Source organism: Gordonia sp. LMA167, assembly GCF_058130025.1.
Genome location: NZ_CM176708.1, coordinates 591,110 through 615,336, shown reverse-complemented (window position 1 = coordinate 615,336; position 24,227 = coordinate 591,110). Strand labels below are relative to the sequence as shown.

The following is a 24,227-nucleotide window of genomic DNA, read 5'->3' as shown; positions in this document are numbered from 1 at the left end:
CAGCCGGGTCTCGTCGTGTGGACATCACGTGGCAATTCTTCTGGGGGTTCATTGCACCACTGTGCGAGTGCCTGAGTCGGATCGGTAAAGTCCAGGACCTTCCAATCGCCAAAGACATTGCGAGTTGGGGCTGGTAAGGGGCCGTGCTGGTTAGTAGGTGGTTGCTGGCCTATGCGACGGAAGTTGTAAATCATACCTCCTGGATCGAAGTCGACATCAGGCGACAACATGCACACGGACGCGCCGCCGATCTCGGCACCCGGGTTTAAAAATCTGTCATTCGTTGGCGCTCGGTCCGAGAACGGCGCTGCCCACATATACACGGTGTGCGGTGGATCGTACCTCGGGCCTATCGACTCCCAGGTCCGATAAGCGGTGTTGGCTGCGGTTCGGAACCCGGGAAAGTAGGCGTCAGGGCCCAGTTGCTCACGCATGTACCAGGATTCCGCCATGGCGCGAACAAACGTGCCATCGCTACTGTCTAAATCGAGGTTTGGGGTGTCGAGCCAGACAATAGGGTAATCCGTAGCGGTCGGGACGTGACTTGGTTGAGCTGAGTCTGTGGCACTGCCGGTGGTGCAGGCCGGCAGAACGGTGGTGGTGGCACTGACGATCAGCAAAAGGAGCGCGGATCGTCGGCGAAGACGCCTGTTGCAAGCCCTCATTCGGGAAAGCGCGATCATGGCTTGTGGGCGGGATCATTGGGGTTCCGGGGTTTCGCGTTATCAGGACCTGCGGGCCAATCCGGCCGGTCTTGGCCACGTTCAAAGTCGTCCTGCCAGCGATCGGACACGTCTGTCATGAGCGCTGTCCACTGGCCATCGTCCTTGACCTTGTCCCAGATTGGCTCGCCGTACGAATCGAACCATTCTGGGTGTTCTTGCCTCAGCTCCGGATGGGCACCCACGTATCCCGAGAACTGGTAGTACTGCTGTACTTTCGGGTCATTGAGCTGAGCCACCCATGTTGGGTCGTTGCCTTGGTTGGCTGCGTCTTCCCGCACCGGTTGCTCACCAAAAATCGCGTCAGCGAGTGGCTGCTGCATCAGCGGTTGCGTCTGGGCGCCGAACGGAAGAAGCCCGGTCGCGTCTTTGACCGTACCGAAGACCTGCATTTGATTGTTGTAGACCCGCATCCGCTCCTCGAACTGCGAATCTGACAGGAAATCTACTGAGTGCCCATTCCCATCGGTCATTGCTTGCGACAGCACGCCGGCAGATTCGGCCAGTGAACTCTGGTACGTATCCAGCCCATAATGAACGGCCATCAGATTCTGCCATTTGAATGCTGAAGAATTCAGGGTTGCGGCCGCCTCGCCGTCGGTGTTGACCGAGCGGAAGATGTTTTCCAACTCTCCAGGGGAGAGTTTGTCGGCACCGTACGTGTAAATCCCGCCGCTGGTCTCGTTGATTCCGCTGAAGTCACCCAGATACGGGCTCATCGCATCAGCGAATATTCGTGCCATCTCAGGGTTCCGCACACCCAGACCCTCGTTGGCGCCCAGATCTCCGGTTGATCCGAGATAATGTCCCAGCGAGCTCGCGGCGTCGCGCGCCATCGTCGCTTGAAATGGGTTCCCGGAATCTGCTTCGTCCCCAACCCAGTCGAACAGTCTGTGTAGACCAGTACTACCGTGTTCCCATTCTTGGGTTACCAGACCGTTGAGATGGATGCCTGCGTTGTAGCGCCCGCCGTTATCACAGGTTACGTCCATGTTGGCGCCTGTGATGAAATCGTGCGACGCAATGCGATCAGTTGCCGCTGCCGCTAGTGCCTTGTCAAGAGCCAAGTCATATCCTGCGGCCGACATGTTGTTCCCAGATCCTGGCGATTCGCCCACACTCGAGATCTCGGCGACCGGCTTGAGAATGCCGCGGTTGACATCTGAACCGAGGCGCAGGTTCTCGTCACTCTGGCCCACGAAGTCGGTCATCTTGAGGAACTCATCCAAATTCTCGACACGACGCTTCCCACCCACCAAGAGGCGCTCTGCGACCGAGGGATTCGTGCCGGCGACCATATTCGTGGTTAGCAGAGTTCGAATACTCGCAGGCAGCGAGTCCATACCGCCGTGATCGCCGGCATCAGTCCGGACGTTGGGGATGCCGAGTATCTGGATCGCGTTGGCAAGATCGTTCTGGATCTCACCATGCTGTGCACCCTCACCTATGTCCAGGACGGAGTCCATCGACTTCCCGTCCAACTCACCTGTCAGTTCTCGAAGGAAGTCGTACTGACCTTGCGACAGCGTGGCGCTGCCGCCATTGCGCAGAGCTTCGAGTTGGTCGGGCCTCAGCGAGGTGCCTTCTTCGAGAACCCGGCGCTCGAACGACGTGAGTGGTTGGCCTTCGGCGAGCTTCGCTGCGATTCGGTCAGCGACTGGACCACCCAGGGCCGACGACACCGGCGCCAGTGCACTGGCATCGGTGCTTGCCGAGTCGATCGCACCTGCGCACGCGCTGTCCGCGTGGTCGAACTCAGACGCCAGGCGATTCAACGCAGCGGTGGCATTTGCGGCCGCATTGGCTCGCTCCCGTCGTAGGCGCTCCAGTTGCCGTTGCGCTTCCGTATCGCCGGAGGTGAGTAGGGTGGCCAGTCCGTAGTTGTAGGCGTCGGTGACTGTCCAGTCATCCGAGACCGAGTAGCCGTCGCCCTCGTATCCGGCCGCGTCTGCAGTGAGCCGGTCAGCGATGTGCGACATCGACGCACTCCCGTTGACGATTGCAGTCGAAAGGTCTTCGAGAGCGGCACCGGCGCGGGTGAACTGGATCTTCTCGGCACCCGCCCGAGTGTCGGCCGAGTCGCGCGCTTTGCCTGACCAGTCCATGCCCGAGATCGTCCGGAGGATGTTCTCGCCATCCTTTTCGATATGACTACCCAGGGTGTCGACGGCCTGTGCGGCTGCGGGAAGACTGCCGAAGTCGAAGCCGTCGACCTGCGAACGCGTGGGTCGCATCAGTGGGCGGGTGCTCGATTGAAGTCGCCGAGTGCTTTGAGGCGTTCCGCGCTCTGCTCATCGGTACCGTCAAACGTGTTTGCAGACTCGTTGAGGACCCAGACCCACGCGCCGATCCGTGCCTGCGCGACTTGTACCGCGGATTCGGCTGAACCCGCCGCCGCAGAGAGCGCGCGGGCGGTGTCGGTGCCCCTCAGACCCGCTGCACCCTTGCGGATCGGAGCCGCGGTCGTCGCCGGTGAGTCCGCGCCGGTGTGGCTGCTCCCGATCTGCGTACCTGCTGCACGGAGCTCTGCTGGATCGACCTGGAAATCCGTCACTGTGTGTCCTTCCCCCGAACTGCTTTCATACCAGGTCAGCCGACATCAAGCGCCTTGGGCTGACGAAGTTCACAAACGCCTTCCCCATTTGGACGTACGCGGTCCGTATCCGGTTCCACCCACCTGAATGTGACTCAAGCCCGGGACACCTCAAGCGCGTAGCTCGCCCATCAACACACGCGTTAGCAGGAGAACGGCGATATGAACCCAGGATTCTTCGAGGCGTCGCCCTCGCCCATGGTGAACGAGATCCGGATCGTGCCGCGGTGCACCCGATTCAGGTACACGCTGGGAGTCGAGCCGGGAGCCGCGCCCCTCTCGATAAGATCCTCGGGACGATCAACCCGTTCGACGGATGGAAGGCTCTGAGACCGTGGCGACTCCGGGACAAGCCTGCTACATGACACCAAGGCCGGCAGGCATGATCGCGTCGATCGGATTGCGCCTGACAGCCGCTGTCATCGATGTCGCGTTCTTCCTTGCCGCGTTCTTCGTGACGGGCATCGTCGCGATTCTCGTCGCTGCCGCGTTCAACGACAGCATCGGCTACGTCTGGCCGATTCAATTGTTCGTGCTGCTCCTGCTCGGCGTCTACAACGTCGGCGTCCTTCAGGGCACCCGCGGCGCATCGCTCGGCAAGCGCATCGTCCACATCGAGGTCGTGAACGACACAGACGGAAGCTACATCGGTATCGGTCGCGGACTCCTGCGGCTCGTCGTGCATATCGTGGATCTCTTCGCGTTGATCCGTTTGTTCATCGCGGCCGGTGATGCGGCCCAACACAAGTCGATTGCGGATCGCGTGTGCAAGACCGTGGTGAGTACGCGTAACTCTGTTGTCGATCGCCTGATCGAATTCCGTCAAGAGACGTGCGGCGGTCTCGACCAGCAACACCCCAGCCTCCCTGGATTTCGACGACGCAATCATCGCCCCGACATCGAAGCAGTTGCGATGCGATGGGTCCTGCGTGCTTCATCGCACCGGATAATGCGGCGATGCGCAGTCGTGAGCAACCAAACGATGTGGATCATGCCGACGTTGCCGGTGTCGATGACGTGGCGTTGCCGCGCGTCCGGTCTGTCGGCAAGTCCCTACCCGCCCTGGGCGCCGGCATTCCTCCGACGCTGCAATACGAACTGCACGCCCATGCGGATAACGATCTACCGCGCCGAATGGGGCGGGCGGCGTTGCGTGGCAACGTCCCGATGCATGTCGCGATCGCAGGTCTCGTCGCGGTGATGCCGATGGTGCTGGCCATTGTGTTCGGCGAAACGTCCTTGGGCTTGGTCTTTGCCGCATTCGTCGGCCTCGTCCTCGCGCCCGTACCTTCAGTGCTCGCGATGTTCTGGGCGGTCCCGGCAGTGTGGCGGATGCGGTTTCGGGCGAAGCCGTGGATGTCGGCTGTGTACAAGGCTGACCGCATCCGATTCGGTTTTGGTGGGTGGTATTTCGATGTCGGGCTTGACCAGGTTCGACGGTGTCGAGACCTCGGCACCGCGTTGCAGGTGGTGCCGGGTCGTGGGCGACGTCTCCTCATACCTGCGGAGGTCGTGCCGCCGCCGGTCGCCGACTTCCTCACCGGCGGTACCGGCCATCGACGTGCCGATTCGACCGAGGATCATCCCGACGGATTGCCGGATTTTATTGCAGCCATGACCTATTGGTCGGCTCTGCAACTGATGCTCGTGGACCGAGGTGAGCTGCATTCGAAGGCTCCTCTCTTCGGAGTGCCCTACGTCCAGGCTGAGCGGGTGATGATTCCGCGCGGCCCCGGGAATGCCGAGGACTCCGACGGGTATCGGGATTATTGGATTCTGCGTGACGGGTCGGGGTACAGCCTGCGGACACGCGGGCGGAGCCGCGGCGACACGTATCCGGAGCGCACGGCCGCCAGTTTCGGACACTTCGACGACGCAGCACGATACTTCGTCGGGACACTCGTGGCAGGAACCACCAGAAATGATTGTCGGTCAAGGCATCTCGATGTTGTGAACGTGCGGTGGCTGAGCAGGGGGACGGCACCAGGGTGGGCGGAGTCGCGCACCGCCGGTGCGCGGGGATTTGAGGCGTCGACGTACCACCGAGACGACGACACACGTTTCTACTCAACAGGTTCCGACGACAGCGCGACATCGTTTCTCCTGAATTTATCCTGGCGCGAGCTGACCGAGACATTCGTGGCCGGGATACCGGGTGCCGAAGATGTTCCGATGCCGTTGGACTGGTGATACTGAGCCCGGGAGCCTGCGCGCATGCGACAGATGACCTTCTATAGCGCGAGTACGCGAATCGGCGGTCGAACTGAAGAATCAACGTGAAGGACCCGCAGTGCAGCCGGTCGACCCACGACTGTGGCGAGAAGCGGATACGACATGGCTGCTGGGTTGTGAGGGAACGATCGACCGCTCGCGACCACCGACCGGTGCCGTGGTCGCATCACCACCCAGCACCCACTGGTCAGACCAACTACCCTCATCCCGTGCCCGAGATCATGCCCCAGGTGCCCGGCGGTGGCCGCAAGTACATGCAGGTGGTCAACCAGGTGCTCACGGCGATCAGTGCCGGCCGGCTCACCCCGGGGGACCGGCTGCCCAACGAGCGTGACCTCGCGGCCGAATGCGGTACGTCGCGTCCCACGGTTCGCGACGGCCTACTCGCGCTGGAACTTTTCGGGATCGTGGAGATCCGTCGCGGCTCCGGCTGCTACGTCACCGAGCGCGGCCATCACATGCAGAACCCGGCACTCGGACTTCTCGACGCCACACCGCAGGACCTGCTGGAGGCCCGGTTGCAGCTGGAACCGACGATGGCGCGGATGTGCGCCGGACGGCTGGATCTCGATCAGATCCGCAGGATGAATGCCCTGATCGACGCCTCCGATGCCGGTGGCGCCACCTCGACACATCAGCGGGGATTCGGCAACTACTTCCAGCTCAGCCAGGCCTTTCACTCCGAACTGGCCGGCTACTGCGGTAACTCGGTGATCGCCGGGATGACCCGCCAACTCGTCGACGTCGCCTCCCACCCGATGTGGACGTTGCTCAACGGATCGAGCACCGCCACGAACCAGCCCGACGTGCAGGCCGACGAACACCGCCTGATCCTCGACGCCATCGCGCTCGGCGACGAGGACCGTGCCGCCGAGGCGATGGAAGACCACCTGTGCCGCATCGGCGGTGACCTCTTCGGTGGCGACGGACGACGTATCGGGCGGGCACGCCGGCGACGTGGGTAGCCATCCGCTAAACCGCCGCAGGCAAAATTGGTAAGACCACTTGCGTAATCAAGCTTGATTTTCGCGTTACGGACGGGCAAACGCGCCTCCCTACCGTCTTAGACGTCGGCTCACGCCGGATCACGTCATCACCCGAGATGGAGGAGCGCACCCATGCGCCGAGCACGAATCACCCGACGACTCACCACCACCCTGGCCGCGACCGCCATCGCCGCATCCACCGCGTTCGTCGCCGCCTGCGGCAGCGATGCACCCACCGACGAGATCGTGGTGGCCTCACCCCAGTGCGCCCACTGCCTGTCCATGTCACTGCTGCCGGACAAGATGCCGGGCGAGAACGTCACCTACCAGAACTTCACCAAACTGTCCGACCTGAGCACCGGTCTGGCGTCCGGCAAGATCAACGTCGGCCAGATCGACTACACCGCACTGGTCAGCCTCATCTCCAAGGGCCTGCCGATCGTCGCGATCAGCGGACAGGTCAACGGTGGCTCCGACTTCGTCGTCAGCCCTGAACTGGGTCTCAAAGAGGGCGACTGGGCCGGATTCACCGACGCGGTCAAGAAGGCCAAAACCGATGGGCACCCGCTGAAGATCGCCTCGCAGTTCGGCACCGTGCAGGACATCGAACTGCGGCTCGAACTGCCGACGAAGGGCATCGACGCCAACAACGACGTCGAGATGACCAACGTGCCCTACGAGGGCATGGGCCAGGCGCTGGCCAATCACTCGGTCGACGCCGCCATCCCCGCCCAGCCGTTCGCCGCCGAGATCCTCGACCAGAAGTTCGGTCAGCACTTCGACTACCCCTACGACCAGGCCGCCGGTGACCTCACCAACGTCGTGGTGGTCAGCCAGGACTACCTCGACCAGCAGCCCGACCAGGTCAAGGCCGTCGCAAAAGGTATGCGCGATCTGGTGCCCTACCTGAAGACCCCAGAGGGACAGCAGGACTGGGTAAACGCCATCAAGAAGTACACCAACGTCCCGGAAGCGGCGATCAACCAGGCCATGCCGCAACTGTCACCGAGCATCGAGATGCCGTTCACCCAGATCAAGGCGATCGCCGACGCCATGTACGCCCAGAAACTGATCCCCGCGCCGCTGACCGACCAGCAGATCCGCGACCACGTCAACTACTCCATGCTGGCCGGCGCCACCGGGCAACCCGCGCAGGCCCTGGGTGACGCACAATGAGCGAGGCGATGCTGCTGACCGAGTCGCAGCCACAGACCGGCGTTGAACCGATCCCCACACCGACACCGCGAAACGTACGGCGCAACACCGGCTCCACCTCAACCATGCTGCGCCGCATCGTGGTTGGCGCGATCGTCCCGATCCTCATCCTGGCCGGATGGGAGCTGGTGGTGCGCGCCGAGATCTTCCCGAAGGCGCTGATCCCGTCACCGTCGATGGTGTTGGCCACGCTCAACGACTGGGCGACCAGCTCGCAGGGTGGCATGTTCTACAGCGGCAAGCTGTGGGTCGACATCGCCGCCACCCTCGAACGCGTCGCGATCGGCTACCTGTCCGCCGCCGTCATCGGCGTCCTGCTCGGCCTCTTGATCGGCGTATCCCGCTGGGCCGACGAACTTCTCACACCCACCATGCGCATCCTCGGGCCGGTGCCGCCGACCACCTGGATTCCGGTGTGCATTGTCATCCTGGGCATCGGGTCGGTCACCAACTACTTCCTCGTGATCCTCGGCGCGGTGTTCCCGATCGCCGCGTCGAGCACGGTGGCGGTATCCGGGGTGTCCCGGGATCTGGTGCGGGCCGCCCGCATGATGGGCCGCAGCCGATGGGGCACCACCTTCGCGGTGGTGCTGCCCGCGGCGCTGCCCGGCATCGTCGGCGGCCTGCGCATCGGCCTCGGCCTGGCCTGGATGATGGCCGTCACCTCCGAGATGCTCGCCGTGCACTCGGGCCTGGGCTACACCATCTGGAACTGCTACAACTACCTCGACTACCCCGGTGTGTTCGCCGCCATGATCGTCCTTGGAATCTGCGGTCTGGCAACCGATATGGCGCTACGCGCGATCACCAACTCGGCGCTGCGCTGGCACACCGCGACAGGAGTACGAGCATGACCACCCCGACCACCACGTCCGCGTCGGTCACGCTGCACGGCGTGACCAAGGAATACTGGCAGAAGGGACGGTGCACCACCGCGCTGGCCGACTGCACCCTCGACATCAAGCCGGGCGAGTTCTTCTCGCTGCTCGGGCCGAGCGGCACCGGCAAGACCACCCTGCTCAACCTGCTGGCCGGATTCGAACGCCCCGACTCGGGCAGCGTGCGGGTCGGCGATCACGAGGTCCGCGGACCCGGCCCGGACCGCGCCGTGGTGTTCCAAGCGCCGACGCTGTACCCGTGGCTGACCGCCGCCGGTAATGTCGCCGAAGGGCTGCGGCACCTGAGGCTGTCCCGATCGGAGCGCAAGGCGCGAGCGGTACAACAGCTTTCCGAGGTCGGCCTGGAACACGCTGCCGGGCGATATCCACACCAGATGTCCGGCGGCATGGCGCAACGCGTCGGTATCGCACGCGCGTTGGCGATGCAGCCCGACGTTCTCGTGATGGACGAACCGTTCGCCGCGCTCGACGCCTACGTGCGTCGCGAGATGCAAGAGCTCGCCGTGCGGCTGCAGCAGGAACGACAGGTCACCACCCTGTTCGTCACCCACTCGATCGAGGAAGCACTCGTCCTCAGCGACCGCATCGCCACGATGGCCGACGGCCAGGTCACCGAGATCTTCGAGGTCGACTCGCCGCACCCGCGTGACGCCACCACGCCCGAGTTCAACAGCCTGCGGCGGGCCATCGCCGACCGCATCGAAGCCGGTGTCCGCGCAGAACGTGAGCGGGTGCAGTGACGACGACTCAGACCGTCGCCCACGCACTCTCGAGCTGGGAGGAATACTCGTGGACCAACGCGTTCGTCCACGTCGACCCGGACGCTGTGCGCCACGAAGCCACCACGGCCGACGGCGGTGCGTTGCACGGTGACCTGTTCAGTGTGAAGGATCTGTTCGCCGTCGCGGGGGTACCGTCGCGGGCGGGCAGCCTCGTCCTCGACGACTTCCGGCCGGACGTCGATGCCATCGCGGTGAGCCGCGTCCGGCGGGCCGGAGCGGTGTTCTTCGGGAAGACGAACTGCGCCGAATTCGGTTTCGGTATCGACACCGACACCCACCTCGGCGGCCGTGTCCTGCACCCAGACAACCCCGATCTGTCGCCTGGCGGGTCGAGCGGCGGCGACGCTGTCGCGGTGGCCACCGGCATCGTGGACTTCGCCATCGCCGGCGACTACGGCGGCTCCATCCGCTGGCCCGCCCAGTCCGTGGGCATCTACGGGTTGCGGCCCGGACCCGACGTGCTCCCGCGGGACGGCCGCATCGGTGGCCTCGGGGCGACCCGCGACAACCCCGTCGGCTTCGGCCGCGCACCCTGGCAGCTGGCGGGACACCTCGAGGTGCCCGGCGTGATGGCCCGCACCCCGGGCAAGATCGCCGACGTGCTGCGCGCAGCCTCCGATCTCACCACCACCACCGGCGCCGTACGTGGCCGCGTCCTGATCACCGCCGCAACGGAGATCGCACCCGTCGGCGACGACGTGCGGGCAACTCTCGACGCCGTCGCCGATCAGGCGCGGGCCCGGGGCTTCCAGGTCGACGAGGTCGACGGCCTGTTCCGCGACGCGTGGCAGACCTACGCCTTGCTGCGGCAGCGCTTGGACGATCATGCCGCCGTCCGTGCACTCGCCGGCGGCCGCGAAGACCTGCTGTGCAGTGACACCCGCGCCGTCCTCGACGGGGCTCCACGAGACATCGTGGTGGACAGCACTGTTCGCGACGCCTGGGCGACCGCCGCGCAGATCGGGCGGCGGCTGCGTCAGCGTCTCGCCGGCTACGACGCGGTGATTCTGCCGTGCGCCCCGACGGGCGCTGTCGGCTTCGCCGAACACATCCGGGTTGACGGCACCGAGATGACTGGCCACCAGCTGATGGCACACCTGCGTGCGGTGTCGCTGACCGCGCTACCCGCGTTGTCGATGCCGGCCGGACGCGGCGCAGACGGCCGGCCCATCTCCGTGCAACTGGTCGGCGGTGTCGGTACGGAACTGACGCTGTGCACACTGGCCGAGCGGTTGGCACCCGAAACATCCGGCACCGCGGTCCTTGGCGGTCGCACACGGAAGGGAGCGTCCCGCGTGACCACCCCACGAATCGGGTTCGTCGTCCCATCGTCGAACCCCACCATGGAACGGCTCCTCAACTCCACCGGACTGCTCTCGGCACTGGGGATCTCGGCGGTGTGCACCCGGGTGCGCGTGCGGTCGGTGGGGGACGGCGCCGCACAGCAATTCGATCCGAACACCATGGCCGACGCCGCAGACCTGCTCGCCGACTGCGAATGCGACGCCATCATGTGGGCGGGCACCACCGGATTCTGGCTGAGTGAACAGGCCGACGACGACATCGCCGCAGCCATGGCCGCACGCACCGGCGTCACGACGTCGACCACCCACCGCGCGCAGCTGGCCGCACTCGCCGACGTGGGTGCACAGCGCATCGGTCTGTACACTCCGAACGCGGATGCGGTGCATCGTCGCGTCGTCGACCAGCTGACCGCCAAAGGCTATGTGGTGGAGGTCGACAAAGCCGGCGGCATCACCCGCAACATCGAGTACGCGAAGATCCCGCAGGCCGATCTCGACGCGACGGTCAGCGCGCTGGCGGGCCCCGAAGGTCGACCAGTCGCGGTGATCTCCACCAACGTGTCAACCACCGTCGACCATGCGGTCGACTCGGCCATCGCGAGCGTGTGGTGGGCGGCGCGACTCACCGGCGCCACCGACCGGACCTACCGGCAGGCGCACGAGGCGGCGCGTCATGGCTGAGCCCTACCCCCGGAACCTGCGTGGGTATGCCGACCGGCGACCCACCTGGCGATGGCCCGACGGCAAGTCCGTTGCGGTCAGTGTGGTGCTCAACTGGGAGGAAGGCGCCGAGCACAGCATCCTGCACGGCGACGAGGTCTCCGAGAACGCGGGATGCGATGTGGCTGACGGCTACCCGCGGGTCGGTGCACGGGATCTGCGCACCGAGTCGATGTACAACTTCGGCACCCGCGTCGGGGCGTGGCGCCTGCTGGACCTGCTCGACGAGCGTGGAGTCCCCGCGTCGGTGTTCGCCTGCGGTATGGCAGTCGAACGCTACCCGGAGCTCGCTGCCGAGATGGCATTACGGGGCCACGAATTGTGCGGGCACGGCTATCGCTGGATCGACTACCACGACGTCGACGAAGCCACCGAACGCGACCACATCGCCCGCACCGTCACCGCCATCACCGACGCCACCGGTCAGCGACCGACCGGCTGGTACACCGGACGCACCAGCCCCAACACCCGGCGCCTCATCGTCGAGGAGGGCGGCTTCCTCTACGACAGTGACGGCTACGACGACGAATTGCCTTACCACGAGCACGCTTTCGGGCATCCACACCTGGTGCTGCCGTACGCCTTCGACACCAATGACATGCGTTTCGCCACCACCCCGGGGCTGTCGACCGGACGACAGTTCGGCGACGAACTCATCGACACACTCGATGAGTTACTCGCCGACCCGTCCGACACACCCCGCATGATGAGCGTCGGCCTGCACCTGCGGCTGGCCGGTCGCCCGGCACGGGCGCGGGCACTCCGACGCTTCCTCGACCACGCAGCCGCACAGCCACAGGTGTGGTTTGCCAGACGCGTCGATATCGCCCGGTGGTGGCTGGATCAGGAGTGTGCAGACGAAGTCGCCGTGAATCGGATTGCCGCGGAGGTATCTCGATGACGAGAGCGACCGTAACCGGGACGCAATCGTGCCTACCTGCCGTCCACAATCAGGATCGAACTCAGAGCCCGAGCAACTTCCGCTTGGCAGCCGCGAACTCTTCGTCGTCGAGCACGCCTTGCTCTTTGAATGCGACCAGCCGTGCGAGCTCCGCATTGAGGTCGACAGCCGATGCCGGCGTCGCGGGCTGCGGCGCTGTTACCGCAGATGCGGCCGGAACACCGGTGTAGTTGACGTGCTGTGTCTGCATCTGGGTCCGCAGACGTCCGCGTGCTTGATGTGCGACGTGGTTGAGCGCGGCGACACCTTCGCGGAAATTGTCGATGTCGACGAGCTCCACACGTTCACGCATACCGCTTCCGCTGCGCACTGTGAACAAGACGATGGTGCCGACACCACGAGCCTTCTGGGTCATGGTCTGCGAGGCGTCGACGTCGTGGATCTCATGTGTGAGGATCTGTTGCGCCTTCGTCGAGAGGGTGCCCTTCTCGAAGAACAAGTAGTTCTCGGTCAGCCGGTATCGGCCTCCGCCGATGCCGGTGACCGGTCTACCGACGGCGGTCCAGACGGCGTCGGGGTCGGCGGTGGGGTCGTCGCGGTGCAGCAGGTTGCGCGTCCAGGCCGAGGTCGCCGCCGAGGCGGCGGCCATGGCACCAGAGCCTTGACTTGCCGCCCGCTGGGTGTGCTCGGTCCACAGGGTGCCGTCCCACCAGCGAAGGGCGCCCTGCCCGTCGTCGTACCAGCCTGCCGGAGTACTTCCACTCGTCATGGGCGTGGATCTTAGTCAGTAGGTCTGACCGTGCGGCGGCACGTACGGCGGAGGCGGTGCGGTGGGATATCCCGCAACATTGGCTGTGCCCGCGTAGCTGCCGACAAGCGGATCCTCGAAGTCGGTGTGCTCCCACTTCCACTGCTGAATACGCGGTCCCACCCAGAACAGGTAGATGCCGATTGTGACGAATGTGAGCAGTAGCCACTTGACCCAGTTGCCGAACAGGCCCCACGCCGATCCGGTGAACACCAGGCGGTGTCCGTCGATGTAGGAATGCTTGGCGCGCCAGCGCTCTTTGAGGACGAGGGCGAACGGATAGCAGAAGCCCAGGGAGAACACGGTGATCAGAACGGCCAACAGGCCCGTTCCAAGGTAGGTCCCGGCACCGCCGTCGAAACGGAAACGCTGACTGTTCGGAGGCATTGCTGGGTCCTTTCCCCGACGAGATTCTGCTCCGCGACCACGCGATGAGCGCGAGGCCGCCAGAATGCTTGTCGGGAGGAAGCGCACAGTTGTTACGGCGATGTGAGCCACGGCTCACGGCGTGCAAGCCCGCGGGCGGTGATGCCGCCATCGACCACGAAGGTCCGCCGAGAACGCTCGTCGAGCGGCGCGAAGACGCAGATCACGCTAATTTCCGTGGAACCGATCGGTGACGCGGTGCGTCAATCCATATGACGATGCTGCAGTGTCCGATCACATGACGACAGAGGGGGCCTCATGAGGAATGGTCGAGTCGAAGCGGATCTCGATGATCTGGTGGTGACGGCGGTGAGACTTCTCGGGGTAGCCGAGGAGGCAGGTCGTGCATTCGAGACACACCACAGCGCGCTGTCGGAGGCAGCGTCAGGGCTGTTCAGCGCCAGTGGCCGAGCCCTGACGCAAAAGGCGGACGGCTGGCGCCAGCGGGGAACAAACCTCGCGGCGATGGTCGGCGACCACGGTACGAACCTGCAGCGGACCGCCTGGCGGTACGGCTCGACCGATGCCGCCAATGCGATCGGTTTGCGACCTCAGCACGCCGGAGGGGACATGAGTGGTCGTCCCGAACTGCGGTTGTGACCGATGGTGACGTTCGGCGAAGTTCTCGCGTTCGACCCCGAACAGATCGCGGAGGTGTTCACGATCTGTTCGGCACAGCAGACGACATGTTCGACCCTGGGTGCGACCCTGAAGGAGCTCGACACCTTGCACACCTGGGACGGGGACGCGGCCGTCGCCGCGCGTGACTCGGCCCGCCGAGGTCGCGTCGATATCGACGCCCATGGCAACGAGACCTGGCAGGTCGCCGCTGCGGCCAGGGACTGTTATGTGGAGGGACTGGGACTGTCGCGCGAAGCCAAGGCGGTGCAAACTGACGCCACCGCCGCAGGCCTGGTCATCGATCCACAGACCAACCAGGTCAGCGACCCGCATCCCCCCGACCTGTCCCACGCCTCGGCCTCCGACAGGCAGGCCTATCAGCAGAAGGTCGACGATATGCAGGCCCGCGTCAACCGCGTGATCGTGCACGCCGAGACTTTCGACGACGACCTCGCCGCCGCGATCAACACTGCGAACGGGTCGCTACCGATGACACCACCTGGTGATGATCCCGAGACGAACCAAGCGGCCCGCAAGGCCAATCAGGTTGCTGCCTTTCGGGCGCTCTACGGTCGAGACCCGGCGAGCGACAACGACTGGAGACTGGCTGCGATGGTCGACCCGCACAGCTACGACCCGAAGAACAAGGGCGTGTCACCCACGATCAGCGTCCTGAGGATCAAACCGGTTCCTGGACAGGGCATCGTGAGTACCGGACTGTTCATTCCAGGTGAAAAGGTCGTCGGCGGCGTCGATCCAACCGACCCGGGTTTCGTACGGCATCTCGGGGACAACCGAGGATTCGACGAGAACTTCTCACCGGAAGACACCCGCGTCACCTATGTCGTCGACTACGAGAACGGGTTGGTGATTGCGCGACAGAACCCGTCGGTCAACTCCAACACCGGCGAGGTCAGGGTGGGCACACCCGAGGTCTCGGCGAAACAGCTGTCCGACGGCACTGTCGCGATCGACTACAAGGCCGCCGACCCGTTCGCTCCACCCGGATCGGCGAGCGCGGGCTGGTCGGTGAACGGACAGACGATCGTCACTCCCGGCGACGACGGCGCACGAATCTCGGGCGATGTCACCGACTTTCCGTCGATGGAGACCTACCAATACCTCCCCGACGGCGAGACGAACACCTTGCACCGCGATGACCTGGGGGACCACACCGAGTGGGGGCCGCTCGGAAACCTGCCGCTGCACCACGAGTTCGGAAAGTGGACCGACGACTTGGACCGATTCCCACAAGGTGTGACTCTCGCCCCGGGCAGTCAGATCCCACGCCCGAACGGCGACATCTCCGGCACCTACCCACTGGGTGATCCGGCCAACCCGCCAACTCTGCCGGGGGCGAGGTAAATCTGATGTCGAACCGGCCCACGAACCGCGAGGACGAAATCGAAATGAACCATAGACCTGAGTACCTGACTGTCACGCGTGTACGCGAACACCGAACTGCGCGTCGGGGGTGACGCACATGGACAAGCGTTTCATCGGGAAAGAGTCACCGTTCATCATCGTCGGAGCCATCGTGCTCTGCTGGCTGGCGATCCAATTCCTCTGGGGCCTGGGCTTGTTCATCGACGTCCTGATTCTTGTGGTCGCTGCGGTCTGCATGATCATTCCCGGGCCGATCCGACGGGCCGCAACTGCCGTCGTGATCGGGTGCGCGCTGACGTTGGGAGGGTTCGCCGTCGCCGTCGTGGTGTCGTGAGCGGACCGAGAGCACAATGAGTCCGTGCACATCCGCCCCGCCATGCCCGCCGACGCCATGCCGGTGGCGGAAATGCATGTGCGTTCCTGGCAGGTCGGGTACGCGGGACTGCTGCCCGCCGACGCACTGGCGGCCATGCTGCCCGAGGAACGCGCGGCGAGTTACACGTTCAACCAGCCGAACAGCCCGCGCGCCTGGGTCGGTGTCGAGGGCGACGCTGTTCTCGGTGTCGTGGTCATCAGCCCGGAAGGTGACGACGAGGCCCTGCTGATGGCGCTGTATGTCGACCCCGATCGGTGGCGCTCCGGTGTGGGGACGGCGTTGATGGACGTGGCGTGTGCGCAGCTGCGCGCCGACGGGTACACGTCGGCGACGCTGTTCGTGTTGGCCGGCAACGTGCGGGCCGAAGCGTTCTACCGCGCCCACGGGTGGACACCGACCGGCAACACTCGCCGCGACACGGTGTGGGGCCTCGAGGTGGACGAGGTGGAGTACCGGATCGACTGGTCTGCGCAGCCGGGCTGACCGCCTCGCGAGAACGACACAACCTCTGCTTCCGATGCAAACGGCCTGGTGACGCCTACCCTGAGACTAGGTTCGACACCAAGGATGGCCCAGCATGAGCAAGAAGCGCGACGCGACAGCCCGCCTCGAAGACGAAGTGGCACGGTTTCGGTCGGATCTCTCCCGGTTCGACGAGGTGGCGCAGAAACGGATCAAGCGGCTCGAGAGGGAGACCGCCAAGCTGCGTGCAGAGGTCGTGCACATCGTTGGCGTGCAGCCTGCGCCCACGAGCGTCGGTGGAGTCGAACCTGTCAACGCCGAGACCGGTAATTGTTCGGAGCGAGTCCATATCCCGCATGACGCGTCGCCGCATCCCCCGGCGCGCCGTCGGATGCCGAGGCGAATCGCCGACGAGTCACCGGCTCGCAAGGCAGTAGCCAACTGGCCCAGCGCGATAGCGTCTCCCGCGTTCGGGCTGCGTTCGCAATCACGGGAGACGTCGGGGATCTCTCGTCGCACCGGCTGACCACAAGATTCGTGGACCACTGTAACGGTCAGCGGGTGGGACCGGACTGAAGCTACGGGTGTGATGCGTAGCTGAGTCTTGGCCGCTTTCGCATTCTTGGGGCAGTGTTGTCGGAGGAGTGATCGTCAGCTGCCAGAAGTATTTGACGCAGAAGGAGTTCGACGCCGTCAAAGAGGTTGAGCGATGGCGTCAGCAGGAGGCGAACGAACCCCTAGATCGGCGACGAGCAGGTAGAGAAACGTGCCCACGATCGCTACCGCGAAGGCGCCGGCAATCAGCGCATAACCGGCGTAGAGCATACGCCTGATCCAGTACGCGAAACTCCGGTCATACCAAGTGGTACCGAGGCTCCTGATCGCCTTCACCGGGGGTCGTCGGGCCGTGCGCGCCATTAGAACAGCCCGTGCCAAACGCTCTTCGTGCTGCGCGATATGTCCTTCGCGAAGCCGGCTGTGTCATCCGCTATCTGGTAGCCGGTATTGACTCCGGCCAACTTCATGCCATGCCCTATTCCCGCGACGACGCCATGCCCGTGAATGTCCTCGCCCCAATGCTCGTGGACTGTCTGGTACGCGAGGTCCCCGACACCCATGCCGGTAGCAGTGGCTACGACGGCCACCGTACCGACTGTCAGTGTCTCAGGCGCGGTGGCAACCAGCGGCGGTGGGACTCGTTCCACCGTGACAACAGGTAGTCCTGCTGGTCTTGGCTGAGCGCGGGCACGGCGACGTGAAAGTCATTCATGGAACTGGCCTTTCGGGAGCCGCGGCCGTGCGGCGGCGGGCCAGTCTGCGTTTGTGACGACCGTCCACGTGTCGGGTGTGGAGGTGAAGTCCATCCAGCGGCCATGGCCCAAATAGAGCGAATAAAGGTGTTCATCGGGGAAGTTACCCATTCGAAGGTAGAGCGCTGTCGCGGCTGCTCTGCCACGAAACCACCCCGTATCGGCGGGATCTGGTGTGAAGGTCACCTCTGTTGCAAGTGCGGCTTCGAGGTCGGGAACTGTGGTCGCGCGAGTCACCATCGAAAGCTCCTCTCAGTCGTCCAGGTGTGCGGACTGCACGGTCCGAATCAGCGATCCCCAGGTGTCTACGCTCTCGGAGGATGTAGTACCGGTGCACTGGAGCAGGTACACGACGTTTCCCCGTTGGTACAGAACGTATTTGTTCACCGTGAACAACCAGCCTGCAGACTTGTCCTGGAACGAGCCTGCCTGAATGGTGCCACCCTCGTTTCGGTCAGTGATGGGGAATCGCTCGGCTCGTTGTTCTGTCCAGTGAGGCAATTGACGCGCTTCGTTAAACGCTTCGTCCAGCGAATCGTTGACGTCAACCCCGCAGTCAACGACGAACCGAGTGACCACCACAAAGACGTTGTCACGGAACGATGCCATCGGCGATTCGGGTGCAACCAGGGTCATCAAATAACCGAGTTCCCGGCCGCTGTGATCCTGCTGCCATTGCAGCTGCTCAGAATCCAGTCGAACCTCACCGGGAATGGTCCGAGGGTCAACAACGCGAGCCGCCGATACCGACATCAGCCGTACTCGTTCATAGATATCGATCTGGCTCAACCGAACAGCCCTCCAATTTGCTTCCCGAAGCTCCCGCCGATCAGGCTTCCCGCGATACCACCAATCACCGCTCCGGCGGCAACGCCGACGGGGCCGCCGTACACGCCCACCATCGCACCGTACTCGGCTCGCGCCCAGGCGCCTGCCACTGCGCCTGTCCCTGCGCCTGCCGCTTCAGGTACCGTTTCCGTGCCTTCTTCGACCTGGTGGTACCCGTCGTAGGCCTCGTGTGCAATGGCCGCGGGCAGCGCTGCCTTTCCGACAACGCGGAGCACGCCGCGGCCGAATTCCGGCGCAGTATCGACGGGGACACGATTCTCGGTTCGTCGCGATTGGCCGGCCGGAACCGAAAGTGCGCTGCTGATGGTGCTGTACGTCGATCCGGGTCGGTGGCGCTCCGGTATGGGGACCGCGTTGCTGGAGGTGGCGTGCGCGCATTTTCGCGCCGATGGGCACACATCGGCGACGTTGTTCGTGCTGGACGGGAACGCTCTGGCTGACGCGTTCTACCCCGTCCACGGCTGGGTACCGACCGGGGCACACGCCGCGACACCGTGTGGGGCATCGACGTCGACGAGGTCGAGCGCCTCCACTGGATACGGCGTGCCGGCGCCTACCCTGAGGCCGGGTGCAGACATCAGGGATGACCCGCAAGAGCAACAAGCGTGACGCGACCGTCCATCTCGAAGGCGAAGTGGCGCAGTTGCGTACTGACCTGTGCCGGTTAGACAAAGCGGCTCACAAACGGATCAAACGGCTCGAGAAGGACATTGCCAAGCTGCGTGCCAAGCCGGCGAAACTCTACGGCACGCGCCATGATCCGGTCATGGCCGTCGCCGTCGGCTTGGCGAGAGGCCGAACCCGCGGTTCACGCGGAGGATGCCGAGTCGTCACGTCAACGGGCGTCGCAATAGCCGGCTCATCACCTGGCGAGGCGCCGCGCGGCGCTGCGGACGGTTGAAGGGTCGCCGGTGCGGAAGGCAATACCCAACTGGCCCAACGTGATAACCTCCTCGGCGTTTGGCATGCGCTCCCGATCCCGCGGGGTCTCCGACGCCCCGTCCGACCGGGCTGACTTGGGCCGTACCGTCTCCGTATCGTGGGTGTCGCCTCAGCAGGGGATGGCTGTGGCGGCGTCCTCGCAACCACGTGCGCTTCTCGTACCCGGCCGACCCCCGCGGACTGCCGAGGTGGCTGCAATTACGAGACTATCCGCGTCGCTGGGACGGCCTGCTTGCCGCGGCCAGCCGTGCACACTCTCACGCCACTGCGAGGGCACTGCACTCGCACCCCACCGGCCGCCGAGCAGTCCGCCGGCGATCGCCGCGACGGTGTCGGTGTCGTTGCCGATCCGGATCGCAGTGTTCAGGGCTTCCGTCAGGTGCGCGGAGTCCGTTGACCCGGCAATGGCGGTCTGGGTGATCGCCGCAGCAGCGGCTTGCAGAGCGGTCACGGTGAAACCATTCGGGGTGAACACCTTCGGGCCTTGGGTTTCGGCGTCGTCGAGCCACCGCACCCAACGGCCAACGCGATCGGCCGGCAGCAGGTCGAGCCCGGCGCGAAGGTCGATATGCCCGGCGATGACGGCGACCCGGATCGCCTCACACCAGACGACGCACGTGTCGCCGGCGAGGGGATCGGCATGTGTCAGTTCTGCAACCAGGCGTGCAGCGTCGGCGAGTCGATCACGATCATCGACATAGGCCAGCGTGACCGGCGCGGTCCGCATCAGGGCGCCGTTGCCCGCGGAGTGCGGGTGTGCTGCGGCGTAGCGGGCGGCCTCGTCGCGCATCACCCGGCTGACGCCGTGCTCGCCGGCCTTCAGCCGCCGGCGGGTAGCGCTGAGAACTGCGCGGGTCTGCGTGCCGACGTCGGGCGGGCCGCCATCGAACCAGCGCAGGAAATTCATGGCGATGGCGTCGAGCGCGTCGTCTGTGGTCAGGTCGGCGCCGGTGGCCGCGACTTCTGCGATCGCCATGGCCATCGACGTGTCGTCGCTCCATTCGCCGGGGGCGAAGTCGCCGAGACCGCCGCCGAGCATTTCGGGTTGCTCATCGTCGCGGAGAATGCGGGTTTCGAACTCGTACGGGACACCGAGGGCGTCGCCGACGGCGGTGCCGAGAAGTACGCCGGCGGCGCGGTCGAGTTGGGTTGGGTTGAGGTGCAAAGGGGTTGGCCTTTCGGGTTCTCGTGGTCTGTGGTCTCGATACGTCCTCGCCTAGCGGCTCGGACTACTCGACCAGCGGGTGGGGAGTGCGGCTCGGACACTCGACCAGCGGAGGAGACGCGGCTCGGACTACTCGACCAGCGGGTTGGGGTGGGCGGCTCGGACTACTCGACCAGCGGGTGGAGGAGTGCGGCTCGGACTACTCGACCAGCGGAGGAGGCACGGCTCGGACTACTCGACCAGCGGGAACGGTGTGGTTGCGAGGTCGATAGGTCAAGGGCGTCGGCGGCCGCGCTTGCGGTTCTGCTGGTGGAACGAGTCGCGGGTCATCTTGGACATGTAGGCCGCGCCGTTCGCCTGGGACATGTCGCCCATCCGGTCGACGTCGGTGAGTTCGGCGCGGATGGCACCGACGATACCGACCGGGGCGATGCCTGCCGCGTCGGTCAAGCGGCCGCGGGACTCGGCCAGTAAGGCGTCGCCGGCAGCCAGATCGCCGGACTCGTAGGCACGGGATGCCTCGAGCTTCGCCGACTGTGCTTCCTGGAACAGCTTCTCCGACTGCACCGTCGGGTCGGGGATACGATCGCCGAGTTCGTCACCCGGAACCACATTGACCGCGATCGGCAACGACACGGTGTGCTCCACCAGATCGGGCATGTCCACGTATTGCAGCTCCAGGCGCGCCACCTGGGCCAGGCCGAGCGCGGCCATGTTCTCGATACCCAGGCGCAGCAACAGTTTCCGTTCCTCCTGGGCATAAAAGTCGCCGAGTTCGATCATCACCGCTCCGTCGGCGATCTGATGCGCTGGCAGGTCGTTGTAGAGCTGCACCATCTGCACGTCGGGCTCGCAGTGCACGGTGACGCTGACCGCCTGCGCCACTTTCGACAGCAGGCCGTCCACCTCACCGGCGATCGCCGTACTCGCCGCGTCGGGATCCTCGGCGAACACATGATTGCCGTTGCCGGAGCGTGCCATCGCCGACAGCATGGTCTCGTCGTAGCCCCGCCCATAGCCGAGCGCGGAGGTGACGATGCCGTCCTTGGCGGCCTGCGCGGTGACGTCGGCCATCTCGTCGGCATCACGGATACCAGAGTTGACGTGGCCGTCGCTGATGACGAGGACCGTGCCGCCGTGCACACCGGCGTCGGCGGTGGCCCGTCGCATCTCGCGCAGCCCGCGGAGGTAGCCCGACGAGAGGTCGGTGCTGCCGCCGGAAACCACTGCGTCGATGCGGTCGGCGACTGCCGCCTTGTCGGTCAGCGGACCGGCGGGCACCACGACCTGCGCTTCGTTGTCGAAGGTGACCAGACCGAAGATGTCGGCCGGGTCGAGGCGCTGCACCAGCGCCAGCAGCGACTTCTTCGCACCCTCGAGTGGTGCGCCGGTCATCGAGCCGCTGCGGTCGAGCACGACCTGCAGGGCGGTGGGTGCGCGGTGCTCGGTGACCGGTGCGGCAGGCGCTTCGATCTCGAGTAGAACGGTCACCTCGTCGGTGGCCTCGTGGGCGACGACGTTGACATCCAGAGCGGCGGAGAACTTCATCTCGTAACTCCCTTCTCCGCCGGGCTTGCGGCCGAGCGGCTTTTCGTGAAAGCAAGAATAGCACTTTGCGCGTGACCTCGAAAAGGTCGTCGCTGACCGATGCCCGGCTGACATCCTTGGGCGTGGTCTCAACGACGTTCACTAACACCACCGGATGTCAGTGAACCTGATCGAGAAGAGTCATAGGACGATCTCGATCGCACGTTCACGAGCGCTGCGGGTCATCAGCCGCGCCGTGTGTTCACATGGTGGCAGAGGGCACCGACAGAAACGCGCAGTGGACGGAAAAGCCAGTTCAGGAGGGTTGGGGCGGACTGTGCGACTGGGATCGTAGGGCGCGCCTACGACCGAACAGCATCGTAGAACGCCCGGGAGCTCGGATGATGCAGCAACGCGATGATGCCGAGCGCGAGTACGGCCATGACGAGGTTGAGCGCCAGGGTGAACCCGGTGTCGGCGCGAATCGCCGAGAAGGTCGCAAAACCGGCGCCGAGCACCCCGAGAGTCGTGGCGACGGTCCGTGCCCAGCGCAGTCCTCGGCTGTTGGCGCGTGCCATCCAGAGCCACAGCCCGACAGCGACCACACTGAGGGCGATGGCGATCGCGATGCCGACCCCCAGTCCGGTGTCGACGGCAGCGCCCACATCCGGCGGTAGGCCCTGCGATCGCGCCCACTCCTCATGGGCGGTGCGCAACTCGAGGGCCGCCGAGTTCATCATCACCAGCGCCGACACCAGCCCCAGCATCTGTACGAAGGCTCCGCAGTACATGAGAACGACCGCGGCCAAGACCGGAACGGGCAGTTCATGTGCCGCATATGACGCGCGTGTGTGTAACGCGCCGCTTCCCCCAACCCCCGATGTCATGCGTCGAGGGTAACGGAGGGGGTCCTACGCCGGGAGCGTCGTCATTCGCGTGACCGGTTCTTCGGGTCGGAGGACGGGATGCCACGATCTGACGGCAGGACGTCCTGTCGAATGGGATGGCGTGCGTCCGACGGGTCGATGGCCTGCACATGTCGAGAATCGAGGTGACCTGTGAAACCGGTGGACCGGTACTTCTCCCGAGAGCATCGGGTATGCGCTGGGGCTGATGCCGACACCGACAGTGTCTATATCGACCACTCGCAACTGGGATTGACCGGTCGATGAGACCTCTCGATTCCGGCTGGGACAGCATCCGCGCCAAGACGAAGGTCCTCGCGGTCCTCGCCGCGATCTTCGCTGCGTTCGGGGCCTTCTGGGTCTATCACGGCATCCGTGCGCTCATCGACGCCCGATTCCTGTACGCGCTGTTCTACTTTCCGGCTGTGATCGGCTGTTTCGTCGTATCGATCCTGACCGTGGTCGTCATGCGTCAACAGCTGAGCAACTCCGCTGTGCCTCGATCGGCGATCACCCTGGGCCCGAGCTCGATCTCCTTCGCGATGCCGAGAACGCTGGTCTGCGGGTACTGGCTCGTCTTCGGACTGGCGTTCGTCGCGAGCATCGTGCTGGCGGTGGGCATGTGGACGGATGCGTTGACATTCCCGATGAGCGCGGGTTTCGACGTGGTGCTGCCCTTCGTGGCGCTGGCATTAGCGCTCTATGCCGGACTGGCGTTGATCTGGTTCGCCTTGGGCTACGCTCGCTTTCCCCGAATCGACTGCACACCTGAGTCTCTCGTTGTTCAGGGCTTCAAAGCGCGACAGCAGATCGGATGGTCCGATCTGGCCGCCGTCGAACCGGTCGGTGTCAACAACAACCTGGGCCTACTGATCACGCTGGCCGACGGCGCCCGCGCACAGGTCGACATCAACTACGTCGGCCCGCTCGCGCCGACGGAACGCGATCTTCGGCAGTCGATCACCGTTGCCGCCGACCTGTTCGCCGTCGGTGCCGAACAACTGCTCGATTTTCTGTCGTTCTACGTCGAGAATCCCTCGGCACGAGACGAACTGGGGGATGAGCGGGCCGTTGACCGGTTGGGTGCTTGAGGGAG

At 64.8% G+C, this 24,227-nt stretch carries 26 protein-coding genes; 16 read left to right on the top strand and 10 right to left on the bottom strand.

The annotated features are described in order from the left end of the window. Window positions 1–679: 679 nt before the first annotated feature. Together ACVT6V_RS02830 and ACVT6V_RS02825 are read right to left on the bottom strand one after the other, a co-directional pair. Entirely contained in the window at window positions 680–2,956 is a 2,277-nt protein-coding gene (locus ACVT6V_RS02830; RefSeq protein ID WP_489898300.1) for a TPR repeat domain-containing protein, read from the bottom strand. Then, window positions 2,956–3,276, bottom strand: coding sequence for a hypothetical protein (locus tag ACVT6V_RS02825; RefSeq protein WP_489898299.1), 321 nt, complete (start codon window positions 3,274–3,276; stop codon window positions 2,956–2,958). The genes ACVT6V_RS02830 and ACVT6V_RS02825 overlap by 1 nt, the downstream gene beginning before the upstream one ends. Before the next feature lie 421 nt (window positions 3,277–3,697). Here ACVT6V_RS02825 and ACVT6V_RS02820 point away from each other — a divergent pair, with 421 nt between their 5' ends. The 8 genes from ACVT6V_RS02820 (at window position 3,698) to ACVT6V_RS02785 (ending at window position 12,354) form a co-directional block, all read left to right on the top strand. Then, a complete protein-coding gene (locus ACVT6V_RS02820; protein WP_489898298.1) occupies window positions 3,698–4,516 on the top strand; it encodes an RDD family protein in 819 nt (272 codons plus the stop codon). Beyond that, window positions 4,483–5,505 carry a hypothetical protein gene (locus ACVT6V_RS02815; RefSeq protein WP_489898297.1) on the top strand — a complete coding sequence of 341 codons (1,023 nt, stop codon included), beginning with the start codon at window positions 4,483–4,485 and terminating at the stop codon, window positions 5,503–5,505. The genes ACVT6V_RS02820 and ACVT6V_RS02815 overlap by 34 nt, the downstream gene beginning before the upstream one ends. A 251-nt stretch (window positions 5,506–5,756) precedes the next feature. Continuing rightward, window positions 5,757–6,512, top strand: a complete 756-nt coding sequence (locus tag ACVT6V_RS02810) for a FadR/GntR family transcriptional regulator (protein WP_489898296.1) — start codon at window positions 5,757–5,759, stop codon at window positions 6,510–6,512. A 153-nt stretch (window positions 6,513–6,665) separates the two neighbouring features. Then, the gene (locus tag ACVT6V_RS02805) at window positions 6,666–7,709 is read left to right on the top strand and encodes an ABC transporter substrate-binding protein (protein ID WP_489898295.1); all 1,044 of its coding nucleotides are present in this window, start codon (window positions 6,666–6,668) and stop codon (window positions 7,707–7,709) included. Beyond that, the gene (locus ACVT6V_RS02800) at window positions 7,706–8,602 is read left to right on the top strand and encodes an ABC transporter permease (protein WP_489898294.1); all 897 of its coding nucleotides are present in this window, start codon (window positions 7,706–7,708) and stop codon (window positions 8,600–8,602) included. The genes ACVT6V_RS02805 and ACVT6V_RS02800 overlap by 4 nt, the downstream gene beginning before the upstream one ends. Continuing rightward, on the top strand, window positions 8,599–9,387 hold the full coding sequence (locus tag ACVT6V_RS02795) for an ABC transporter ATP-binding protein (RefSeq protein ID WP_489898293.1): 789 nt from the start codon (window positions 8,599–8,601) through the stop codon (window positions 9,385–9,387). The genes ACVT6V_RS02800 and ACVT6V_RS02795 overlap by 4 nt, the downstream gene beginning before the upstream one ends. After that, window positions 9,384–11,414 carry an amidase family protein gene (locus tag ACVT6V_RS02790; RefSeq protein ID WP_489898292.1) on the top strand — a complete coding sequence of 677 codons (2,031 nt, stop codon included), beginning with the start codon at window positions 9,384–9,386 and terminating at the stop codon, window positions 11,412–11,414. Before ACVT6V_RS02795 ends, ACVT6V_RS02790 begins: the two co-directional genes overlap by 4 nt. Continuing rightward, complete coding sequence (locus ACVT6V_RS02785) at window positions 11,407–12,354, top strand: polysaccharide deacetylase family protein (RefSeq protein WP_489898291.1); 948 nt, start codon at window positions 11,407–11,409, stop codon at window positions 12,352–12,354. The genes ACVT6V_RS02790 and ACVT6V_RS02785 overlap by 8 nt, the downstream gene beginning before the upstream one ends. 61 nt (window positions 12,355–12,415) lie before the next feature. On the opposite strand, the gene ACVT6V_RS02780 is transcribed toward ACVT6V_RS02785, so the two are convergent. Continuing rightward, window positions 12,416–13,123 (bottom strand): DUF2510 domain-containing protein, encoded by a 708-nt coding sequence (locus ACVT6V_RS02780; RefSeq protein WP_489898290.1) that lies wholly within the window; start codon window positions 13,121–13,123, stop codon window positions 12,416–12,418. A 15-nt stretch (window positions 13,124–13,138) separates the two neighbouring features. Further along, on the bottom strand, window positions 13,139–13,549 hold the full coding sequence (locus tag ACVT6V_RS02775) for a DUF898 family protein (RefSeq protein ID WP_489898289.1): 411 nt from the start codon (window positions 13,547–13,549) through the stop codon (window positions 13,139–13,141). 297 nt (window positions 13,550–13,846) lie between these two features. Here ACVT6V_RS02775 and ACVT6V_RS02770 point away from each other — a divergent pair, with 297 nt between their 5' ends. The 5 genes from ACVT6V_RS02770 (at window position 13,847) to ACVT6V_RS02750 (ending at window position 16,959) form a co-directional block, all read left to right on the top strand. After that, window positions 13,847–14,188: a hypothetical protein gene (locus ACVT6V_RS02770; RefSeq protein WP_489898288.1), complete on the top strand. Its 342-nt coding sequence runs from the start codon at window positions 13,847–13,849 to the stop codon at window positions 14,186–14,188. 3 nt (window positions 14,189–14,191) lie between these two features. Next, window positions 14,192–15,574, top strand: coding sequence for a hypothetical protein (locus tag ACVT6V_RS02765; RefSeq protein ID WP_489898287.1), 1,383 nt, complete (start codon window positions 14,192–14,194; stop codon window positions 15,572–15,574). A 118-nt stretch (window positions 15,575–15,692) separates the two neighbouring features. Beyond that, window positions 15,693–15,929, top strand: a complete 237-nt coding sequence (locus ACVT6V_RS02760) for a hypothetical protein (RefSeq protein WP_489898286.1) — start codon at window positions 15,693–15,695, stop codon at window positions 15,927–15,929. Window positions 15,930–15,953: 24 nt separating this feature from the next. After that, entirely contained in the window at window positions 15,954–16,454 is a 501-nt protein-coding gene (locus ACVT6V_RS02755; RefSeq protein WP_489898285.1) for a GNAT family N-acetyltransferase, read from the top strand. 94 nt (window positions 16,455–16,548) lie between these two features. Further along, complete coding sequence (locus tag ACVT6V_RS02750) at window positions 16,549–16,959, top strand: hypothetical protein (protein ID WP_489898284.1); 411 nt, start codon at window positions 16,549–16,551, stop codon at window positions 16,957–16,959. A gap of 167 nt (window positions 16,960–17,126) precedes the next feature. Here the strand turns inward: ACVT6V_RS02750 and ACVT6V_RS02745 are convergent, their stop codons facing one another. The 3 genes from ACVT6V_RS02745 to ACVT6V_RS02735 form a co-directional block, all read right to left on the bottom strand. Continuing rightward, on the bottom strand, window positions 17,127–17,258 hold the full coding sequence (locus tag ACVT6V_RS02745) for a hypothetical protein (protein ID WP_489898283.1): 132 nt from the start codon (window positions 17,256–17,258) through the stop codon (window positions 17,127–17,129). Between the two features lie 437 nt (window positions 17,259–17,695). Next, window positions 17,696–17,983: a hypothetical protein gene (locus tag ACVT6V_RS02740; protein ID WP_489898282.1), complete on the bottom strand. Its 288-nt coding sequence runs from the start codon at window positions 17,981–17,983 to the stop codon at window positions 17,696–17,698. 12 nt (window positions 17,984–17,995) lie between these two features. Next, on the bottom strand, window positions 17,996–18,532 hold the full coding sequence (locus tag ACVT6V_RS02735; RefSeq protein WP_489898281.1) for an LpqN/LpqT family lipoprotein: 537 nt from the start codon (window positions 18,530–18,532) through the stop codon (window positions 17,996–17,998). A 234-nt stretch (window positions 18,533–18,766) separates the two neighbouring features. Between ACVT6V_RS02735 and ACVT6V_RS02730 the strand changes: the two genes are divergently transcribed. Together ACVT6V_RS02730 and ACVT6V_RS02725 are read left to right on the top strand one after the other, a co-directional pair. Then, entirely contained in the window at window positions 18,767–19,201 is a 435-nt protein-coding gene (locus ACVT6V_RS02730; protein WP_489898280.1) for a GNAT family N-acetyltransferase, read from the top strand. Next, window positions 19,176–19,493 (top strand): hypothetical protein, encoded by a 318-nt coding sequence (locus tag ACVT6V_RS02725; RefSeq protein ID WP_489898279.1) that lies wholly within the window; start codon window positions 19,176–19,178, stop codon window positions 19,491–19,493. The genes ACVT6V_RS02730 and ACVT6V_RS02725 overlap by 26 nt, the downstream gene beginning before the upstream one ends. A gap of 150 nt (window positions 19,494–19,643) precedes the next feature. Here ACVT6V_RS02725 and ACVT6V_RS02720 read toward each other — a convergent pair whose 3' ends face one another. From ACVT6V_RS02720 to ACVT6V_RS02710, 3 genes are all read right to left on the bottom strand, one after another. Next, window positions 19,644–20,699 (bottom strand): ADP-ribosylglycohydrolase family protein, encoded by a 1,056-nt coding sequence (locus ACVT6V_RS02720; protein WP_489898278.1) that lies wholly within the window; start codon window positions 20,697–20,699, stop codon window positions 19,644–19,646. 273 nt (window positions 20,700–20,972) lie between these two features. Further along, the gene (locus tag ACVT6V_RS02715) at window positions 20,973–22,247 is read right to left on the bottom strand and encodes a vWA domain-containing protein (protein ID WP_489898277.1); all 1,275 of its coding nucleotides are present in this window, start codon (window positions 22,245–22,247) and stop codon (window positions 20,973–20,975) included. A gap of 341 nt (window positions 22,248–22,588) precedes the next feature. Further along, the gene (locus ACVT6V_RS02710) at window positions 22,589–23,113 is read right to left on the bottom strand and encodes a hypothetical protein (protein ID WP_489898276.1); all 525 of its coding nucleotides are present in this window, start codon (window positions 23,111–23,113) and stop codon (window positions 22,589–22,591) included. A 281-nt stretch (window positions 23,114–23,394) separates the two neighbouring features. Here ACVT6V_RS02710 and ACVT6V_RS02705 point away from each other — a divergent pair, with 281 nt between their 5' ends. Continuing rightward, window positions 23,395–24,222: a hypothetical protein gene (locus ACVT6V_RS02705; protein WP_489898275.1), complete on the top strand. Its 828-nt coding sequence runs from the start codon at window positions 23,395–23,397 to the stop codon at window positions 24,220–24,222. Window positions 24,223–24,227 lie beyond the last annotated feature (5 nt).